The 17,997-nt window shown below is 54.1% G+C and carries 12 protein-coding genes; 7 read left to right on the top strand and 5 right to left on the bottom strand.

Going from position 1 to position 17,997, the window contains the following annotated elements:
* Positions 1-250: 250 nt before the first annotated feature.
* From IEW06_RS14595 to IEW06_RS14575, 5 genes are all read right to left on the bottom strand, one after another.
* Positions 251-1,531, bottom strand: a complete 1,281-nt coding sequence (locus tag IEW06_RS14595; protein ID WP_188548475.1) for a M16 family metallopeptidase — start codon at positions 1,529-1,531, stop codon at positions 251-253.
* 9 nt (positions 1,532-1,540) lie between these two features.
* The gene (gene porV / locus IEW06_RS14590; protein ID WP_187733168.1) at positions 1,541-2,758 is read right to left on the bottom strand and encodes a type IX secretion system outer membrane channel protein PorV; all 1,218 of its coding nucleotides are present in this window, start codon (positions 2,756-2,758) and stop codon (positions 1,541-1,543) included.
* Positions 2,759-2,804: 46 nt separating this feature from the next.
* Positions 2,805-6,764 carry a type IX secretion system sortase PorU gene (porU, locus tag IEW06_RS14585; RefSeq protein WP_188548474.1) on the bottom strand — a complete coding sequence of 1,320 codons (3,960 nt, stop codon included), beginning with the start codon at positions 6,762-6,764 and terminating at the stop codon, positions 2,805-2,807.
* A gap of 116 nt (positions 6,765-6,880) precedes the next feature.
* Positions 6,881-7,570, bottom strand: a complete 690-nt coding sequence (locus IEW06_RS14580; protein WP_187733164.1) for a CDP-alcohol phosphatidyltransferase family protein — start codon at positions 7,568-7,570, stop codon at positions 6,881-6,883.
* Positions 7,571-7,588: 18 nt separating this feature from the next.
* Complete coding sequence (locus IEW06_RS14575; protein ID WP_187733163.1) at positions 7,589-8,224, bottom strand: MBL fold metallo-hydrolase; 636 nt, start codon at positions 8,222-8,224, stop codon at positions 7,589-7,591.
* Positions 8,225-8,360: 136 nt separating this feature from the next.
* On the opposite strand from IEW06_RS14575, the gene IEW06_RS14570 reads away from it, so the two are divergent.
* The 7 genes from IEW06_RS14570 to ccsA (IEW06_RS14540) all read left to right on the top strand — a co-directional run bounded on the left by IEW06_RS14570 (position 8,361) and on the right by ccsA (IEW06_RS14540) (position 17,899).
* Positions 8,361-9,455, top strand: a complete 1,095-nt coding sequence (locus tag IEW06_RS14570) for an NAD(P)/FAD-dependent oxidoreductase (protein ID WP_188548473.1) — start codon at positions 8,361-8,363, stop codon at positions 9,453-9,455.
* Between the two features lie 23 nt (positions 9,456-9,478).
* Positions 9,479-12,772 (top strand): PD40 domain-containing protein, encoded by a 3,294-nt coding sequence (locus tag IEW06_RS14565; protein ID WP_187733159.1) that lies wholly within the window; start codon positions 9,479-9,481, stop codon positions 12,770-12,772.
* 223 nt (positions 12,773-12,995) lie between these two features.
* On the top strand, positions 12,996-13,637 hold the full coding sequence (locus tag IEW06_RS14560) for a heme exporter protein CcmB (RefSeq protein WP_133274757.1): 642 nt from the start codon (positions 12,996-12,998) through the stop codon (positions 13,635-13,637).
* A gap of 94 nt (positions 13,638-13,731) precedes the next feature.
* Positions 13,732-14,460 (top strand): cytochrome c biogenesis protein CcsA, encoded by a 729-nt coding sequence (gene ccsA, locus IEW06_RS14555; RefSeq protein ID WP_262891923.1) that lies wholly within the window; start codon positions 13,732-13,734, stop codon positions 14,458-14,460.
* Positions 14,441-14,668 (top strand): CcmD family protein, encoded by a 228-nt coding sequence (locus tag IEW06_RS14550; protein WP_223284726.1) that lies wholly within the window; start codon positions 14,441-14,443, stop codon positions 14,666-14,668. The genes ccsA (IEW06_RS14555) and IEW06_RS14550 overlap by 20 nt, the downstream gene beginning before the upstream one ends.
* A gap of 85 nt (positions 14,669-14,753) precedes the next feature.
* Positions 14,754-15,182 carry a cytochrome c maturation protein CcmE domain-containing protein gene (locus IEW06_RS14545; protein WP_187733157.1) on the top strand — a complete coding sequence of 143 codons (429 nt, stop codon included), beginning with the start codon at positions 14,754-14,756 and terminating at the stop codon, positions 15,180-15,182.
* A 110-nt stretch (positions 15,183-15,292) separates the two neighbouring features.
* On the top strand, positions 15,293-17,899 hold the full coding sequence (gene ccsA, locus IEW06_RS14540) for a cytochrome c biogenesis protein CcsA (protein WP_188548472.1): 2,607 nt from the start codon (positions 15,293-15,295) through the stop codon (positions 17,897-17,899).
* Positions 17,900-17,997 lie beyond the last annotated feature (98 nt).

Raw genomic sequence — 17,997 nt, 5'->3', positions numbered from 1 at the left:
GCCCCCCAGCGTCCCCATACCGGATGCGGGGGGCTGCCCTCGTTTATAGCCCCCCACACCTCGAGATGCTAGTACGCCCTTGTTTTAGCAAAGGGGCTTACGATGGTGCTGTATAAAGTTTGAGTGGACTTAGTTAATTTCTTGCTGGACCCTTCTAGAAACAGAAGCCCCAACAGTCATTCTGTTGGGGCTTCTGTTTCTAGAGGCTTGATAATATGATGTTTTACATAATCCATTGTACAGCTAGATTTTACTTAGCTGGGCCTGCAACTACTTGTATCATCTGTTCCGGTGATAAATAGGTATGAGCTAACTGCTGTAGTTCATCTGGACTCACCAAATTAATGTGTGTTAGAAAGTCGGAATAGTGAGTGCTTGGCAAGCCAAGTAATACAACTGTTTTATACTTATCACATTGTTCGAAAACCGTGCTGAGCTCGTTAGCAAACTTTCCAGCCATATATGTTTTTACAGTTTGTAATTCATCAATAGGGATTGGCTCCTGCTTTAAGCGACGTAATTCATTATGAACCTCTTCAATTGCTGCTTCGGCACTTGCCGCATTCACATCAGCACCGATAACAAACATACTTGCATGCTCACGTGGAGCTACACTGGAATAGATGCCATAAGTAAATCCTTTATCCTCTCTGATATTTTTCATTAAACGAGACCCGAAATAGCCCCCCAGCACTTTAACTAACACTTGTAAATAATGCGCGTCAGGGTGGGTAGGGCTTGGCCAGAGTCGCCCGATTCGTAGAGATGCCTGTAAGCTTTGTGATACAGTAACATAGTCGTGTTGAGCAACCGCTATAAGATTGTGCTCAGCTTGATCTGTTGATTCCTGATGATTAGTGGAACCTTGGCCGAGGGTTTGGGCAACGAGTCGTTCATCTTGATCGGAAATGTCGCCGCATAGGAATATTTCTGCGGAGCAAACCCGATAAGCTTTATGATAAAACGCTTTGACTATCTCGGTAGTAAGCTTCTCAAATGAAGTTTCATCGAACGTTACCCCATAAGGATAGTTGTTGCCAAATAGATTGTGAGAGAAACGCTCTGCAGCTAAATAACCAGTTTTCTGCCGCTCGATTCGTACGTTTTGAATAGTACGTGACTTGAGTAGCTCAAACTCTGTAGTTGGAAAGGTAGCTTCTGTGGCTACATCCAGTACGAGTGGTAAGAGCGCTTCGAGATGGCGAGTGAGGCAATAAAGAGTAAGAGTAGCCCGATCAAAGCCCTGCTCACACTCAAGCGAAGCACCATAGAAAGCAATGGTGTCGGCAATTTGACGAGCTGTGCGGCTTCTGGTACCTTCCAGGAGCATACGGGCAGCAAGAAGTGATACGCCAGGTAATGGTTCATACCATTTCCCGGCCGGAAATACTAATTGCAGCCGAATGACGGGTTGGGCATCGTTGCGTAGTACGTGCAGACGAGCTCCATTAGGGAGTGAAAACACGTCAGCCGCGGGCAGTGTGACACTGGCCAGCGGCTGAACGGGGGGAGCGACTTGACGGTCGAGCATAAAAGCTAGTTAGTTGACAGAGGAAGCGTCGTTACCAAAAGCTTCTTCGAGCTTATTGAAATTAAAGTGTAACGACACTCGAATAGTTTGTGCTAAAGGATTCGCACGGGAGTTGGGCACTAGATAGGCACCATCAATTCCGAATACTTGGAAGCGGCCTCCTAAACCTAAGCTGAGGTATTGACGGTCGCCTTTATCAGGGTTCTCGTAGAAGTACCCCACACGAGCCATCAGCAAATCCTTGTACGTGTACTCCAGACCAGCGGAAAGGTTAATTTCTTGTAGCTCTTCAGAAAAGCCCCCCGGCGCGTCGCTAAAGGAGTTAGTGATAGCGCTAACTACACCTTGTTGTCTTCTCTTTTCATTTTCAGCATCACGACGCAGGAAGTATGCTTGCTGGCTGGCATTGTCGGTAGCTACATTATCCTCATAATAAGGGCTAGGTACCAGCAGTTTAGTGCCATCGAGGGTCAGCGTAAGCTTATTATAAGGATCAAGCTCGCGGGTGAAGGCAGTGCCTAACTTGATACTCATAGGCAGAAAATCGGCCTGATTGGCATCGGTGTAGGTCATTTTGTTGCCAATATTGGCAATAGAAGCTCCCAGCGCCAAGTTATAGGCGCCACCACCGATGCTCAGGTCGCGGGTATAGTAAGTGCCTAAGTCAACAGCGAGAGCATTGCCCGGCTTAGAGTCACCACCACTGGTAGGGCCGACAAGGTTGGAGCGAATGTAACGGGCCGTAACGCCTACTCCCAGATACTCACTGAGCTTCTGCCCGTAGGATAAAGCAAAAGCGTACTCCTTCGGGTTAAACCGGCCTTCGGATTGATTAAATGCAGACCGCAATTCAATTTCACCTAAATCAAAATATGAAAGTGAAGCGGAAATAGCTGCCCTTTGGTTTAGCTTAGCGTAGCCCGATAAATAGGCTATTCCCATGTCGTCAGCAATGGCGCGCAGCCACGGCGAGTAAGATGGCGACACGCTGTATTGGTTAGGTACAAAGCCCAACTTGCCTGCATTGTAGTAAGCTGAGTTGGCATCAGGTGAAGTTGCTACGCCAGCATCGCCAAGAGCAGCACCCCGAGAATCAGGGCTGAGGGTGAGAACTGGAACTGCGGTGGTAATGACTTTCGAGTTGGTGATTTGGGCCGTAGCCGCAATTGACAAACCCAGCAAACCGGGGAGAAGCGCATAGCGCAGTGGCAGCTTCGACAAGAGCATACAATCGGGAAAAGATGGGCTGAAAGATAAACGTGAGACCAGTAAGTTAATTCAGAAGAACTAGTTTTTCGTATTTGGAAGCAGTAGAGCCGTCGCGCGGAGAACGTACACTGACCCTGTAGACGTACACACCACGGGCTAATTGATCATTAAATTCGTCCCGACCATCCCAGGTAACATCGCTAAGGTGCGAGCTACTACTAATAGCTGTGGTGCGCAAAGTGCGAACCAATTTGCCTGATACGGTAAAGATCTGCACCTGAATGTCCAGATCGTCGCCGGTGCGGTTATGGTCAAAATGAAATGTGGTAGTGCGCGAAAATGGATTGGGATAGTTCAATACATGATCGAGCGCCAACTTCTCGGTACGAGCAGCTATAAATTCAATTTCTTTTTCGGCGGAATTATTAAATGTATCCCAAGCTTTTACGCGCAGCAGATGAGGGCCGGGAGCGAGGTCTTTAAATAGATAACGAACTCGCCCGACCTGAAAGCTGTCAACCTCGGCTGTGTAGTAATCGTTTAGAACGACGAGTTGGCTTACATCGTTATCCAGCGTGGCTGTTATTTCGTGGCCGATGCCGGAGCTCGCGGTATTAATGCCGTTATCATCGCGCAAACGGCTGATAAGCGTAGTTGATGTGCCCGTAAGTCCCCCAAATACAAACGACTCTGTATCCATAAACAGGCGGATGTCGGGTGGTATCGTGTCGGCGGCCGCGTTATCCAAAACGCCCCCCACGGCTGCGTACGTGGCGCCGCTGGCATCGGCACGCCGAATAGTGTCGGCGGCATAAAGGCTTATTTTACCTTGGCCGAAGCTGTAATTGATATCCTTGGGTACGACAAAAGTGAGCTTGAATTCGCCATTGCGCACGCTGGCCTGGCCATCATAAATGATGTCACGCTGCACGGCTATCGTGGGCCGGCCATCGTTTAGTTCATTGCCAAGAAGCGTTACAGTAGAAGGCTTTTCGAATACAGTAACCTGCACTTTACCATTAAAACCAGCGTCGATGGCGCCGGCAGCTGTCGTAATGTCGCCGGCTAGGTCCACGCGGGAGAGGGCCCGGAGCGTATCAGTAGCGGTAGCAATAGCTTTCCCATTCAGCTGGCGAATAGCCGCTGACTGCTCGGGGTAGGCCAGGCGCGCGGAAGGATCACCAAGCAGGGAGAAGTTTCGATTGTTATCGCCGGCCTGACTACCGTTTTTGGTGAGCGCCATCACATCGCCCAAGCGAGGCATACGACCATTCACAGGCGCAAACACGACGGCAAAAAAGCGTTCATTCAAAAAGCGGTTGAAGGTGGAGATCACGACGCGGGTAGTCGTCAGTAAGCCGATGGCGCCACCCGTTACATTGGTAAGCGCAACTTCTCCAGCCGAATCAAATTCGGGGTCGTCGTAGGTGCTGAAGTCGCAGGTGGCCGTGAGCATGAAGGTTGGCCGCGTTACGTTTTCCAGGTTCAGAACGTCGGATTTTGTGAAGATCTGTTCATCGGTCCAGCCCCGCACCCCGCCATGACCCGCATAATTAACGATAAGCGACCCTTGTTCAATGGCCTCATCGATGGCGCGGGTAGCAGCAGGCGAATTTTGCCCCCCAGCGCCGGCTACCTGCGGATACATATCGAGATAAACTTTGTGCACGTTGTAGGCAGGGCGGCGCGTGATCAGGTCATTCGCCAGCGGTTCCGTAGATGACAGCACGTGCTCATTGGCGTCGCCATCGTCGGCCACGAACGTGACGCGGTTGCGCCATTTGCCGTACGCGGCTGGTGAGTCATAAGTGATGAGCTTATCCACCACCAGCTTGGCCTGAGCAGTAGAGCGGGGCTGGTCGGTGGGCGTGCGCACGGGCAAACGACCAATACCAATATCGAGACCTTCGCTGGTGGGGCGGCCGCCTTCATCCCAGCGGCCTTCGTCGTCGTCTAGGAGGCCGAAATAGTCGTCGGAGGAGTAGGAGAGGGCAGGAGCGCCGGGACGAGGAAATACGCGGTTGAACGACTCGCGCGACTCATACACCGGCACGAAGTTCTGATTGATTCTGTCGATGTCAGGCGAGCCACTTTCAGACAGGCGCCGCTGTTTCCACCAAGCCGGAACTTTGGTCAGATCATTTGTGGGATCTGATTTATAATCGTAGGAAGCATCGCCGAAGAGCAAGAGCATGGTGCGCTTTCCGGCCGGGGTGCGGTCATAAATCATTTTCATGAAGTCGCGGATGGCCGTTACATCCTGCCCGCCGGAGCTGAACTCATTATAGATCTGCTCAGTAGTTACCACGGCTACATTCAGCTTGTCGGCGGCGCGGGCGGGGTTACGGCGATACTCGGCCAGTCGCTCGGCTTCCGCCCGAAACAGCGGGTGCGTAACGATGACAAAGTCTAGGCGTCCGTCGAGGTTTAAGGCATGCAGGTTTTGGGGCGCTACCCTTCCAAAGCTGCGCGGAGCCTCAAAGCTGGAGCCCGCAAAGGCAATGAACTCGCGCAGAGAATCGGTGGGCGCCACAAAAGTGCCAATGCCATCCAGCGGACGAGCTACCGGCCGGCGTGGATTGGTGACATCCCACACCGTAACGCCCGTTGCATTCGCTATGGTAAATCGGCTAACGGCACCCCGAGCAATATTCTCGAATGAGCGAAATTCAAGCTGCGGAGCTACAAAGCGCAACTGACGCTGAGCATTCAACTCCAGATAATCGAGGTAGCCGGCAGCGGAAGGGTTGCTGGCATTGTAAGTCATCGAGACACGCAAATCAGCCGTGCCCGGCGCTGGCACCGAGGCCGTGAGTACGCTGGTATTGGCTATCTCGGAGAAAAAGTTTGAGCTGTAGCCGGCCACCGATTGAGAGGCCACATTTTGCCCCCCAACACTGATTTGGAAGCTGGAAGCACTGTTTGAGGCCGCCGCCACGGAAGAAGTAAGCTGCACCGCAGAGCCCGGAACGAGGTCGGGGATGGTAAACGGAATTTCCAGACGAGTGCCTGACTCAAACTTTTCGCCCAGCCATTGCCTCCCCGATTTAAGTAGATTGATCAGATCAATCTCATAAAATTTCCGCTCGGCAAAGGTGGTGATGGTGGCTGTGGGAGCAGCTGTTATGGCCGGAGCCGTAGCCACCCGCTTGCCCGCCGCCGCGCCAACCGTTAAAAAGTAGTACGCCGTATCAGTGTACAGATGGTAGGAATGGCGAAAACGGTTAACGGTTGGCGCTTCCCGCTCCCAGGTATGCGGGCCACGGGCGTAAAAGAGTACATATTCGTTGTCGTTGAAGATGGCATCGTTGTTATCGTTGGCCACAAAAACGGCGTTTTCAATCAGGTCATCGGGGCGGTAAGTGCTGTTGGGCTGCGGCAGCATACCCGTGGCATTGCCGTAGAGTTGGAGACGGCGTGGATCAAGCGTCTGCGGATTCAGGCCCAAAGCCGTCAAGGCAGCTTTATCCAGCTTGTATATACCGCTGGCGGGCACTCCAATCTTAAACCAGTCGCCTTGCTGAAGCACCGAGGCGCTCGGATGAGGCCGTCCGCCCCGGGCGGCCGTCGCGGGGGCCACTACATACGTGTACTCAAACGAAACCAACCGCTCTGCCTGCCCACTCTGCGGATTGCGGCGTACGGGCAGGAGCGTGAGAAAACTGACGGGGGCACGTAGCTCGGTAGTGGTGCGCAGGCTTAGCGCGGGCTCGGGGGGCAAATTTGCCGCCGCAAGCAAAGCAGCATCAGCGGCAGGAAAGGGCTCATACACCGCATTGCGAAGCTGGCCACTAACAACCCGACCATTAAGGCGCAGCGTGTAGGTGCCAACGCGGTCGGTGGGAGCATACGTAGCGCCCCGAAATGAGGGAGTGCGGCTGGCTTGCCCAGTGCGCGTGTACACGGTTTCGTGGCCCTGCCACTCCACGGCGGCCTGCACTGTTTGCTCGGCGGCCTGGACCTGCGCAGTATTCGCAAAGCCCGCCAACCCCCAAATGAGCAGCAGAAGCCGAAAAAATCGCATAAACGAGTAGGGCGATAGAAAGCGGATAAGCGGAAAAAAAACTTGCAGGCGGGACGGCCAATTACATAACTACCAGCTGTTATAAATATTGTAGCGAGTAGTTATTCGCCCAAAAATCACCCAAAAGACGGGCGGAATAAGGAAAGCAGCACGTACAGCAAAATGATAAGCGGGATGGCGGCGGCCTGCAACACCAAAAGCAGAATCAGCGATACAATCAGAAACAGGAAACGCACCGAATTGTCCTGCCATCGCAGGTTTTTAAACTTCAAAGCAAACAACGGCAGCTCCGCTACCAACAGGCCCGACAGTAGTAAAGTCAGGCCAAGCAGCACCCACGGGTTCAGGATAATCGACGAGAGATGGTAAGTGTCGTAGGTCAGAATCAGGGGCAGGGAAGCCACAACCAGTGTGCAGGCCGGCGTGGGCAAACCGATAAAAGAAGTAGTCTGGCGAGTATCGTTGTTGAACTTAGCCAAGCGCAAGGCCGAAAATACGGTCAGAATGAAGCCAGCGTACGGCAGCCAGTCGGGGAGGGAACTTGCCCCCTGGCCCAGCAAATGATACAGCATAGCGCCCGGCACCACACCAAAGGAAACCATATCGGCTAGTGAATCAAGGTCTTTGCCAATGGGCGAGCTGGCGTGCAATGCGCGAGCTACCAAGCCATCGGCGAAGTCAAAAAGCGCGGCCAAGCCCACCAAGTAAGCAGCCAACTCCAGACGACCGGCAAATACATTGCAAAGCGCCAGGCAGCCCGCAAATAAATTGAGGCAGGTAATCGCGTTGGGTAAATGATTCTTCATGAAAACTAAAAAACGACGTTAGCGCAAAAACGGATTGGAACGCCGTTCGGCCCCAATAGTAGTAGCCGGACCATGGCCAGGATACACGGTTACCGAATCGGGAAGAGTAAGCAGTTGAGTGCGAATGCTTTCGATAAGCATCTCATAATTGCCCCCCGGCAGATCGGTGCGGCCGATGCTGCCCTGAAATAGTACGTCGCCGCCAATAACGGTTTCGGTGGGCTCGTGATAAAACACCACGTGGCCCGGTGCGTGACCCGGGGCAAAGCGTACTCCCAAGCTGGTTTCGCCGAAAGTGAGAGGCTCGCCAGGCATCAAAAACCCGGTAGGCTCGGCCGGGTTATACTGCGGAAAGCCATAGCTGGGCGCGTAGGTTGGTACGGCGCGCAGCACGCTCAAATCGGCTTCGTGAATCAGGAAAGGCACCTTATAGGTGTCGATAATAAATTGATTGCCAAGTACATGATCGATATGGCAGTGGGTGTTCAGCAGCAGTACAACCCGCAGGCCCTCGGCTTCAATAAAAGCTTTCAGGGCTTGTTGCTCGGCCTTTTCGTAGCAGCCGGGGTCAATGACTACGCATTGCTTGGTGGCGTCATGCAATAGGTAGGTATTCTCGGAGAAAGCGTTGAAAGTAAAACCAGATACGGTCATAGAGGGGCTAAATGGGAACCGGCACGGGCCGAATGTAATTGGGAGGGTAAGTTACGATGACTAGCTTGAAGTTGCGCGAGCCCGGCAACGCACACCCGCCTTATCCCGCTGCCATTTTCGCCTTACCTTGCCCCCGATGACCTCTTACGACTACCTTATTCTCGGGCACGGCCTGGCCGGCGCTACCTTGGCCTACGAGCTGCGGCAGCGTGGCCATTCGGTATTAGTGCTCGACGAGCCCCGCGCCGACTCGGCCTCGAACGTGGCCGCCGGCCTGATGAATCCCGTGACCGGGCAGCGCTTTGTTCTGACTTGGCTCGCCGACGAGCTGCTGACGGCCGCAGCCGCGTTTTACCGCAAGATCGAAGCTGATTTCGGGCAGCAGTTTTTCTTCGAAACGCCTATTCTCAAGCTGTTCTCCTCGGTAAAAGAGCAGAACTACATTCTGGCCCGCAGCGCAGATCAGCCCTGGGGGGCTTTTGTGGAGGAAATAAGCACCGATTTGCCTTCGATACGTGGCGTAAAAACCAGTCTGGGGGGCATTTTTATTCGTCGTTGCGGCTACGTGGCGGTGCGCGAAATGCTGGCGGCGCTGGCCTCTGATGGACTGCAAAAAGGCTGGCTTCGGCACGAAACTTTTGCTTGGAATGACCTTGTTATCAGCCCGGCCGGCGTGACGTATAAGGGCGCAGTCCAAGCGCGTCAGCTGGTGTGTTGCGAGGGCACCGCCGTCATGCGGAATCCGTACTTCAGCTGGCTCCCGGTTACGGCCAATCAGGGCGAAGTGCTGGATGTGCAGTGCGAGGGCTTATCAACGGCTCAGGTGCTGAACAAAGGCGGCTATGTGGTACCGCTCGGCGACGGGCAGTTTCGGGTAGGCGCTACGTATCGGTGGCCGCCGCTGCCCTTGGGCACTACACCAGAGGCGCTTGCGGAGCTAAGTCAGCGCTTTAGCGAGATGTCCGATCAGCCGTTTACGGTAGTGGATCAGCGGGCTGGTTTTCGGCCCGCCGTGCGCGACCGAAAACCTGTGCTGGGCACACATCCAGCTTGGTCGGTTTTGAGTATATTTAATGGCTTCGGCTCCAAGGGTGTTATGCTGGCGCCGCGGCTGGCCACCCACTTCGCCAACGTGCTGGAAGGCACCGAAGCGCTGTGGCCCGAGGTCAATATTTCGCGGTATCATTCGTTGTATATTTCCGTACCTACTGAGGTCGGCGTTTCTTCCTGATTTTCTGCCCTTTTGCTATCTATATGGAGCACCTATCCTTTTCTATAACGCGTCGGCTTTGGGTGGTTGGGGCGCTGCTGGGAGTACTGCTGGCGGCCGGCGAAACCCAGGCCCAAACGGCTCAGGAGCAGTTCGGGCGCGTGCGCATCCAGTACAAGGACTTCGACTGGCAGCTGTTCAGCACCCAGAACTTTAATATCTATTACTACGCCGGCGGCGAAACTACCGCCCGTCGGGCTGCCGAGTATGCCGAAAAAGAGCTCCAGCGCGTCTCTTCCCTCATCGGCTACTACCCCTATTCCAAGACTACGCTCATGCTCTATAACTCCGTGGGCGACCTGCGGCAGAGCAATATCGGCCTGGATAGCGACAAGTATCAAACCGGTGGCGAAACCTCGCTGCTGCGCATGAATAAGGTGCAAATTGCGTTTCAGGGTCAGCAAACACTGTTTAAGCGCGATGTAAGCTCCCAGATTACCCGCGTGCTGCTCAACGACATGATGTATGGCGGCTCGCTGAAGGAAGTTATTCAGAGCACCTACTTATTGCAGCTGCCCGAGTGGTTTATTGCCGGCGCATCATCATATGCCGCCGAGGGCTGGAGCGTGGAGATGGATGACTACATGCGCGACATGACGCAGCAGTACGAGGGCACCAAAACAGCCCCGTTCTTCCTGCGCAATCCCCAGCTGGCGGGCCAGAGCGTCTGGAATTACATTGCGGAGCGCTACGGCTATACCACTATCCAGAATATTCTGAACCTCACGCGCATTACCCGCGACGTGGAAGTAGGCATCAGCAGCTCGCTGAATGTGCCTTATAAAGTATTCCTGCGCGATTGGCTGGCTTACTACCGCCAGTTGAATGCCCAGCCAGTGGTGCCGCTGGTGCAGCCCGATGAGAAAAACCAGATTGTAAGCAACAACCGCAAAGCGGTGCAGTATTCGCAGCCGGTACTGAGCCCCAATGGGCAGCGTCTGGCATACGTGGCCCTTGATCGTGGCCGCTACCGCGTGATGACCGTCAACCGTAATGGCTCTGGCCGAAACACCATTCACCGTGGTGGCTACAAAACACCTGACCAGCAGGTAGAAAACCGGCTGCCAGTGCTGGCTTGGCGCGGAAACGGTCAGGTAGCGGTAGCGGAGATGGATAAAGGCTACATGACGCTACGGCTACGTCCTGCCGATGCCGGCGTATTGAATGGGGTGATAACCAACTTACGCGAAGCTCTGCCCTTCAGCAAAGGTGGGTCGTCTATTTTCCAGCCCTTCTCCCAGGTGCTCGATCTGGCATACTCGCCCGATGGCAAGTCGTTGGTGTTCAGCGGTACGCGTGGGGGGCAAAATGACCTGTATCTGCTGCGGGCCGGCAGCCGCACTCCCGAGCGCATCACCAATGATCTGTTCGACGATGTGCAGCCTACTTTCTTGCCCAACGGCGCCGGTATCGTGTTCAGCTCCAACCGGTGGTCGGACGGCACGGCAGAGGGCAACTTTGCCAGCGTCGTGAATAACTACGATTTGTTTCTGTATCATCTTGATGGGCGCGAGCAGCCGGTGGAGTCGCTGGTGAGCACTATTTCCAACGAAGGCCGGCCCCGCGCCCTGTCCGACACCGAGATTTTGTACCTGGGCGAAGAAAGTGGCATCCGCAGCTTGTACCGCTACTCACTCACCACGCGTCAGCGGACGGCGGCCAGTAACTTTTCCACCAACCTCAAGGACTTCGACTTTCATGCCGGTACTGGCGCGCTGGGATTTATAGCCGCCGACCGTGCCCGCGACATGGTGTATGTGTATCCCACCTATGCCTTGCCGGAGAATATGACGTTGGCCAAAACTGCGCGTCAGGAAATACTGGAAGAGCGGTCGGCGCCACCGCCGCCAGCACCCGCGCCAGCTCCGGTTCAAGAGCCCGCGCCTGCGCCGGTAGCTGATTCTACTTCCACACTGGCAGGGCAGCCTGGGGGGCAAATTGCGACTGATTCGACGGCGACGCCGCAGCCGCAAGTAACTCAAAAGCAGACAGAGGAGCCCATCAACACCAGCAACTATGAGTTTGATGAGGATGCGCCCACGCGAACCAATGCGCGGCGGCGCTCGGCTACGGCCGCTAATCTGCCTACCGCTCCACCGGCCGATGCCTTCGCTCTGACGGGTCCGTATCGGTACAGCCCGCAGTTCAGCATCGATAATGTCGTGTCGTCGCTGTACGTAGATCCGTTGCTGGGCTTTGGCTTGATCGGGCAGGCCAACATGACGGACCTGTTTGAAAACCAACGCATTCAGGCGGGCATTTTTGGTCTCACCGATTTAAAGACCAGCAGCATATATGCCGAGTACACGGACCTGCGCCGCCGCTACGACTGGAGCATACGCTACCAGAAACAGGCTTATTTCTTCGACCTGACCGGCCTGGGCCGTACCCGCTATGGCCGTCATGAGGTGGCTCCTACCATTGCCTATCCGCTTACGCACAACCTGAGCTTACGCGGCGGGCCACGCTTTGTGAATGTGAACCGAACGCTGATCAACGTATTCGACGACTCGCTGGACATAAGCCGCAACTATCTGGGCCTGACCGGCGAGCTGGTGTATGATAACTCCATTGCTACCGGCGTTAATATGCTGCAGGGCACGCGCATGAAAGTGGGTGTAATGAAGCTGAACAGCCTGAATGACAAGTCGCAGAACTTCGGCAAGATCTACGTGGATCTGCGTCATTACCAGAAGATTCACCGGCAGATCATCTGGGCCAACCGCGCCAGCTATGGGCAGTTCTTCGGCGATACACGGCAGCAGTTCCGTCTCGGCGGCATGGACAACTGGCTAAACAACGACTACCAGAACGACCAGCGCATTCTGCCCTCTACCTACGACCCCACGCAGATGTTCTACCAGGAGTTTGTGACCAATCTGCGCGGGTTTGACTATAGCAAGCGCATAGGCCCAAAGTATGTGTTGTTCAACTCCGAGCTGCGGGTGCCTATCATTCAGTACCTCACGCGTAAGCCAGTAGAGTCAGGCTTTTTCCGCAACCTACAGCTAACCGCTTTTGCTGATGCCGGCTCGGCTTACTCCGGCCCGAATCCGTTCAATGAAAACAACTCCTTTAATACCAACATAATAGGTGGGAATGGCAACTCCTTCTCGGCTACTGTCGTCAACTTCCGCAACCCTTTGCTCGTGGGCTACGGCTTCGGGATCCGGACAACTCTGCTGGGCTTCTACGGAAAAGGAGATATTGCTTGGGGGCAGGAAGACTTTGAACAGTTGAGCCCCAAGCTATACTTTACGCTCGGCTACGACTTCTAAAGTTTAGCTCCGAAACCACTTTTTGGGTCCGAAATCTATTGTAAAAAGCCCCCCGGAAATAACCCGGGGGGCTTTTTTATGGCTGGTATAGTTCAGCTGCCCTCAAAGCCTAGACCTTAAACATCAGGCCCGAAGCAGTAAAAACCAGCCGCCAGCGACTATCTTTGTGGTCCCATTCACTAGTCCCGTGGCCGTGTTGCTCCTTCGTGAGATTTGGTATTTAATGCAGAAGGATTTTCGTCTGGAATGGCGGCAACGGGCGGCGCTGAATGGGATGCTGCTGTACGTAGGCAGCACCGTATTTGTGTGTTATCTCAGCTTTGCGCTGCGTGGGGGGCAATTACCGGCTCCGGCCTGGAACGCGCTGTTTTGGATCATCCTGCTTTTTACCGCCGTAAATGCCGCCGCGAAAGGCTTTTTGCAGGAAAGTCGGGGCCGCCTGCTTTACTACTATACGCTGGTGCGGCCGCAGGCCGTAATTCTGGCCAAAATCGCCTACAACGCCGTGCTGCTGCTGGGCTTGGCGCTGGTTGGGTTTGCGCTGTATGCTGTGGTGCTGGGCAATCCGGTGCAGGATGTACCGCTTTTTGTTGGCAACGTGGGGCTGGGCGCCGTAGGCTTTGCTACCACGCTCACGCTGGTGTCGGGCATTGCCTCCAAGGCCACCAACAGCAGTACGCTCATGGCGGTGCTTGGCTTCCCCATCATGATTCCGATGCTGCTGCTGCTCATCAAAGTATCTAAAAACGCCCTCGATGGGCTGGAGTTTGAGGCCAGCAGCGGCTCCCTGCTTACGCTATTGGCCCTGAACCTGATCGTGACGGCCGTGTCGTACCTGCTGTTTCCTTTTTTGTGGCGCGGCTAGTTGTAAAGGCTCTGATAATGAGTGATAATAATCAAGAAAAAGCCCCCCGCAAGTCGTCACAAATTACCGTGTCAGCTTGTTGTTTTGCAGCAGGATTAGTTGGCAAGTCTTCGGGCTTGTTTTTCCATTCACCGTTTTGCTTCTCATGTCTCTAAAAAGAAACTGGTGGAAAGTGCTTGCTATCGTGTTGGTATTGTACACGGTAGTAGCGGGGTTGTTGGTGCCAGTGCCGCGGCTGGATATCGTGAACGAAAGCATTCGCAACCTCTATTTCCACGTGCCGATGTGGTTCGGCATGACCATTATTCTGACCACGTCGGTTTACTACTCTATCCGCTACCTCCGCACGCCCACTGCCCGCCTCGACACCTTGGCGCACGAGTCGGCCAAGACGGGTATCGTGATGGGAATGTTGGGGTTAGCCACGGGCAGCATGTGGGCGCGCTACACCTGGGGCGCCTGGTGGACGTCCGATCCGCGCCTGAATGGGGCCGCCATTGCGATGCTTATCTACGGCGCTTATATTGTGTTGCGCTCGTCCTTTACCGATGAGCAGCAGCGGGCGCGCATCAGCGCCGTGTACAATATCTTTGCGTTTGCGGCGGCCATTCCGCTGCTTTTCGTGTTGCCGCGCCTCACCGATTCGCTGCATCCTGGCGCGGGCGGCAACCCTGGTTTTAGCAACTATGACCTGGATAGCAACATGCGCATGGTATTCTATCCCGCCGTCATCGGCTGGACGCTCATTGGCTTCTGGATTACTCAAGTGAGTAGCCGCCTCGAATTTCTCAAACAGAAGATGTATGAAAAACAGCTGGCGTAACGCCTTTTTGCTCCTGCTGACGCTGCTTGCTACCGTTGGGCGAGCCGTTGCGCAAACTGCCGACACCCCTGAAATGGCGGATGCGTTGCGCCAAAGCGGCAAGATCTACGTGGTCGTTGCCGTGATTTTAATTGTAGTCATTGGCTTGATTGGCTACCTCATTTCCCTCGACCGCAAAGTGAGCCGGTTGGAAAAAGAGATTCGCTAAACGAGTTACTCATCTAAAATTGCCCCCCAAGGATTTTTCATCCGGCTTTAGTTGTTCAGATTAACCGACCCGCACTCTTCGCAACATGAAAAAAACCCACATTCTCGCCATCGCGGTAATTGCCATTGCTATTGGTATCATTATGAGCGCGGCCGGCGATGCCAGCGTGTATGTATCCTTCAAGGAAGCCCGTGAGCGCGCTGCTGAAGGCAACCTGACCAAAGTACACGTAGTAGGCCGCCTACCCCGCGACAATCAGAAAAACATCACGGGCTTGGAGTATAATCCTACGCTCGATCCTAACTACTTCGCCTTCACGCTGGTTGATACCAACCGGATTGCGCAGCGGGTTATCTACTTCAACCCCAAGCCCCAGGATTTTGACAAGTCGGAGCAGGTAGTGATTACCGGCGCAATGCGTAACGACATCTTCGTGGCCGATAAGATCCTGTTGAAGTGCCCCTCCAAGTACGTGGAGACAGAAGTGAAAGGCGCAACGGCCGCCATCAATTAGTAATTAACAATTAAGAGTTAGTAGTTGAGTTTATCACATTGGTTGTCAGTGCTTTCAAAACTCAAGCATCAATTCTTAATCGCTAATTCTTAATTATTAATTAAAAAGAAATGCTCAATACTTTCATCGGCGACCTCGGACACTTAAGTGTTATCATAGCGTTTGTGGCCGCCATCGTGGCGGCGTATGCCTATTACATGGCAACCAGCCGCCGCCCCTTAGGCGACGACGATATTGTCTGGCGGCGCTTGGGCCGGGGGGCTTTTTTGGTGCACGGCGTGGCGGTGCTGTCCATTATCGGCTGCTTGTTTAGCCTGATCTATGGCCACCGGTACGAGTACTACTACGTGTGGAGCCACTCCAGCAACCATTTGCCGGTGTACTACATGATTTCCTGCTTCTGGGAAGGGCAAGAGGGTAGCTTCCTGCTCTGGATATTCTGGCACGTCGTGCTGGGCGTAGCCATCATTCGCTTTAATAAGAAGTGGGAAGCGCCTGTGATGACGGTGTTTGCCGGCGTGCAGCTTTTCCTGACTTCCATGATCTTGGGCGTCGTAATAGGCGAGCTGAAAATTGGCTCGTCGCCGTTTATTCTGCTGCGCGACTTCCTCGTTGATCTGCCTGTCTGGAAAAACGATCCCAACTTTATTCCCAAAGATGGTACTGGTCTGAACCCGCTGCTCCAGAACTACTGGATGGTAATTCACCCCCCAACACTCTTTTTGGGCTTTGCGCTTACGCTGGTGCCATTTGCATTTGCTATAGCTGGCTTGTGGAAAGGAGAATTAAGCAAGTGGGTGAAGCCCGCTTTGCCCTGGACGCTGCTGGGCGCCTTGGTGCTGGGCGTGGGTGTGATGATGGGCGCTTACTGGGCCTACGAAACCCTGAACTTTGGCGGCTACTGGAACTGGGACCCGGTTGAAAACGCCGTGTATATTCCGTGGCTGGTGCTGGTGGCTTCCATCCACGGCATGATATTGTGGAAGCGCAGCCGCTTGGGCCTGCGCACTTCTTTTGTGCTGGTCATCGCCACCTTCCTGCTCATTTTGTATGCTACCTTCCTCACCCGCAGTGGTGTGTTAGGCAATGCTTCGGTGCACTCCTTCACCGACTTAGGTCTGTCTGGGCAGCTGCTGATTTACATGGGCTTCTTCTTTATAGTGGCTATCAGCATGCTGGTGTGGCGCTGGAAGACCATCCCAATTTCCGAGAAAGAGCTGACAACGTATAATGCTGAGCTGTGGGTATTTGTGGGGGCTACCGTGTTGTGCCTCGGCGCTTTCCAGGTGCTGGTAACAACGAGCATTCCCGTTTACAATTCTTTCCTGGGCTTCCTGGGCATCAAATCTAACCTGGCTTTACCCGCCGACCAGATTGCGCACTACACCAAGATTCAGCTGTATATCGGCGTGGGTGTGGCCTTGCTGTCGGGCCTGGCGCAGGTGATGTGGTGGCAGAAAAACGACAAGCAAAGCCTGATGAACTCGCTGGCAGTGCCCGGTATTCTGACTTTGCTGGGGGCGGCGCTGGTTATTCTGCTGGTGCGCTACAACAAGCTTCAGATGGAGCCGACCTATATTCTGCTGCTCACGGCAGCCCTGTTTGGGGTGCTGGCCAACCTGGGAATGGTGCTCAGCTTAATGATGCGGCGCGTAAGTATATCGGGTGGGGGTGTGGCTCATATTGGTGTAGCGCTGATGCTGCTGGGCATTCTGGCCTCGGCGGGCTATTCCAATATTATCTCCGCGAACGTATCGGGCCTTGTGTACTCGCGTGAGTTTCCGGAGGAGATAAACCGCGACAACGTACTGCTCTGGCGCAACGAAATAGCTCCGATGGGCAAATACGATGTAAGCTACACCGGCCAGTATTTTGAGGTGCCCGGCATGCCTGAGTACGTTAATAAGGAGCTGATTTATCGTACCGATGATGAGTATAAGGTAATTGCCCGCGGCGACATAAAAATCAAGGACAAGACCTATTACAAGGTTGGTGATACGCTCGAAATCCGCCCTGAGAATACCTATTACCGCGTTGAGTACAAAGACCGCGAAACGCAGGAAGCCTTCACGCTTTTCCCCCGGGCTCAGGTGAATGAAGAGATGGGCTTGTTGGCTTCACCAGCGCTCAAGCAGTTCGTTGACCACGACATTTACTCTCACATCAGCACCGTTCCCGATCCGAGCAAGGAAAAGGACTGGACCGAGGTGAAAGAGCACGAAATCACCGTGGGTGACACCATTTTCCTGAACGATTACTTCGCAGTGCTGCGGGCCATCGAGCCTGCTCATCAAACGGCCGGCTTAGGCCTGAAAAAGGGCGACTTAGCTATTCAGGGCGATTTTATCGTGCATGGAGAAAAGAAAAAGTACCACGTGCATCCCATGTTTGTAGTGCGCGACCGGCTTATTGGCCGCGTACCCGATGAGGTAGAAGACCTGGGCCTGCGTCTGTCTTTCATCAACGTAGATCCTGAGAAGGGCAAGTTCACCTTCGGCGTCAGTACTACGGCTAAGGATTATATCATCCTGAAAGCTGTGGAAAAGCCCTTCATCAATCTGCTCTGGAGCGGCACGCTGCTCATGACGGTTGGATTTGGAATGGCCTTCGCCAAGCGCCGCCGCGAGCTGCGCGAAAATTCCGTTCAGCCTGCTCCCACAGACAAAAGCACCATTAGAAAGGCACCCGCGCCGCGCCGCGCGGAATCGGTGGCTTAATAAACAGCTTATCCACAAAAAAAGCCCCCCAGAAGCTTTCTGGGGGGCTTTTTTTGTGGATAAGTTGCTGTATGTGGCTAATCCTACGCATAACGATG

Origin of the sequence: Hymenobacter qilianensis (genome assembly GCF_014638675.1) — a bacterium.
GTDB lineage: Bacteria > Bacteroidota > Bacteroidia > Cytophagales > Hymenobacteraceae > Hymenobacter > Hymenobacter qilianensis.
This window is presented reverse-complemented; position numbering and strand designations above follow the sequence as displayed.

Excerpts from the sequence above, each read along its gene's own strand:
- IEW06_RS14580 (WP_187733164.1), bottom strand. The coding sequence starts at position 7,570 with ATGAAGAATCATTTACCCAACGCGATTACCTGCCTCAATTTATTTGCG.
- IEW06_RS14550 (WP_223284726.1), top strand. The coding sequence starts at position 14,441 with ATGAAAAACAGCTGGCGTAACGCCTTTTTGCTCCTGCTGACGCTGCTT.
- IEW06_RS14575 (WP_187733163.1), bottom strand. The coding sequence starts at position 8,224 with ATGACCGTATCTGGTTTTACTTTCAACGCTTTCTCCGAGAATACCTAC.
- IEW06_RS14595 (WP_188548475.1), bottom strand. The coding sequence starts at position 1,531 with ATGCTCGACCGTCAAGTCGCTCCCCCCGTTCAGCCGCTGGCCAGTGTC.
- ccsA (WP_188548472.1), top strand. The coding sequence starts at position 15,293 with ATGCTCAATACTTTCATCGGCGACCTCGGACACTTAAGTGTTATCATA.
- IEW06_RS14560 (WP_133274757.1), top strand. The coding sequence starts at position 12,996 with ATGCAGAAGGATTTTCGTCTGGAATGGCGGCAACGGGCGGCGCTGAAT.
- porU (WP_188548474.1), bottom strand. The coding sequence starts at position 6,764 with ATGCGATTTTTTCGGCTTCTGCTGCTCATTTGGGGGTTGGCGGGCTTT.
- IEW06_RS14545 (WP_187733157.1), top strand. The coding sequence starts at position 14,754 with ATGAAAAAAACCCACATTCTCGCCATCGCGGTAATTGCCATTGCTATT.
- IEW06_RS14570 (WP_188548473.1), top strand. The coding sequence starts at position 8,361 with ATGACCTCTTACGACTACCTTATTCTCGGGCACGGCCTGGCCGGCGCT.
- IEW06_RS14565 (WP_187733159.1), top strand. The coding sequence starts at position 9,479 with ATGGAGCACCTATCCTTTTCTATAACGCGTCGGCTTTGGGTGGTTGGG.
- porV (WP_187733168.1), bottom strand. The coding sequence starts at position 2,758 with ATGCTCTTGTCGAAGCTGCCACTGCGCTATGCGCTTCTCCCCGGTTTG.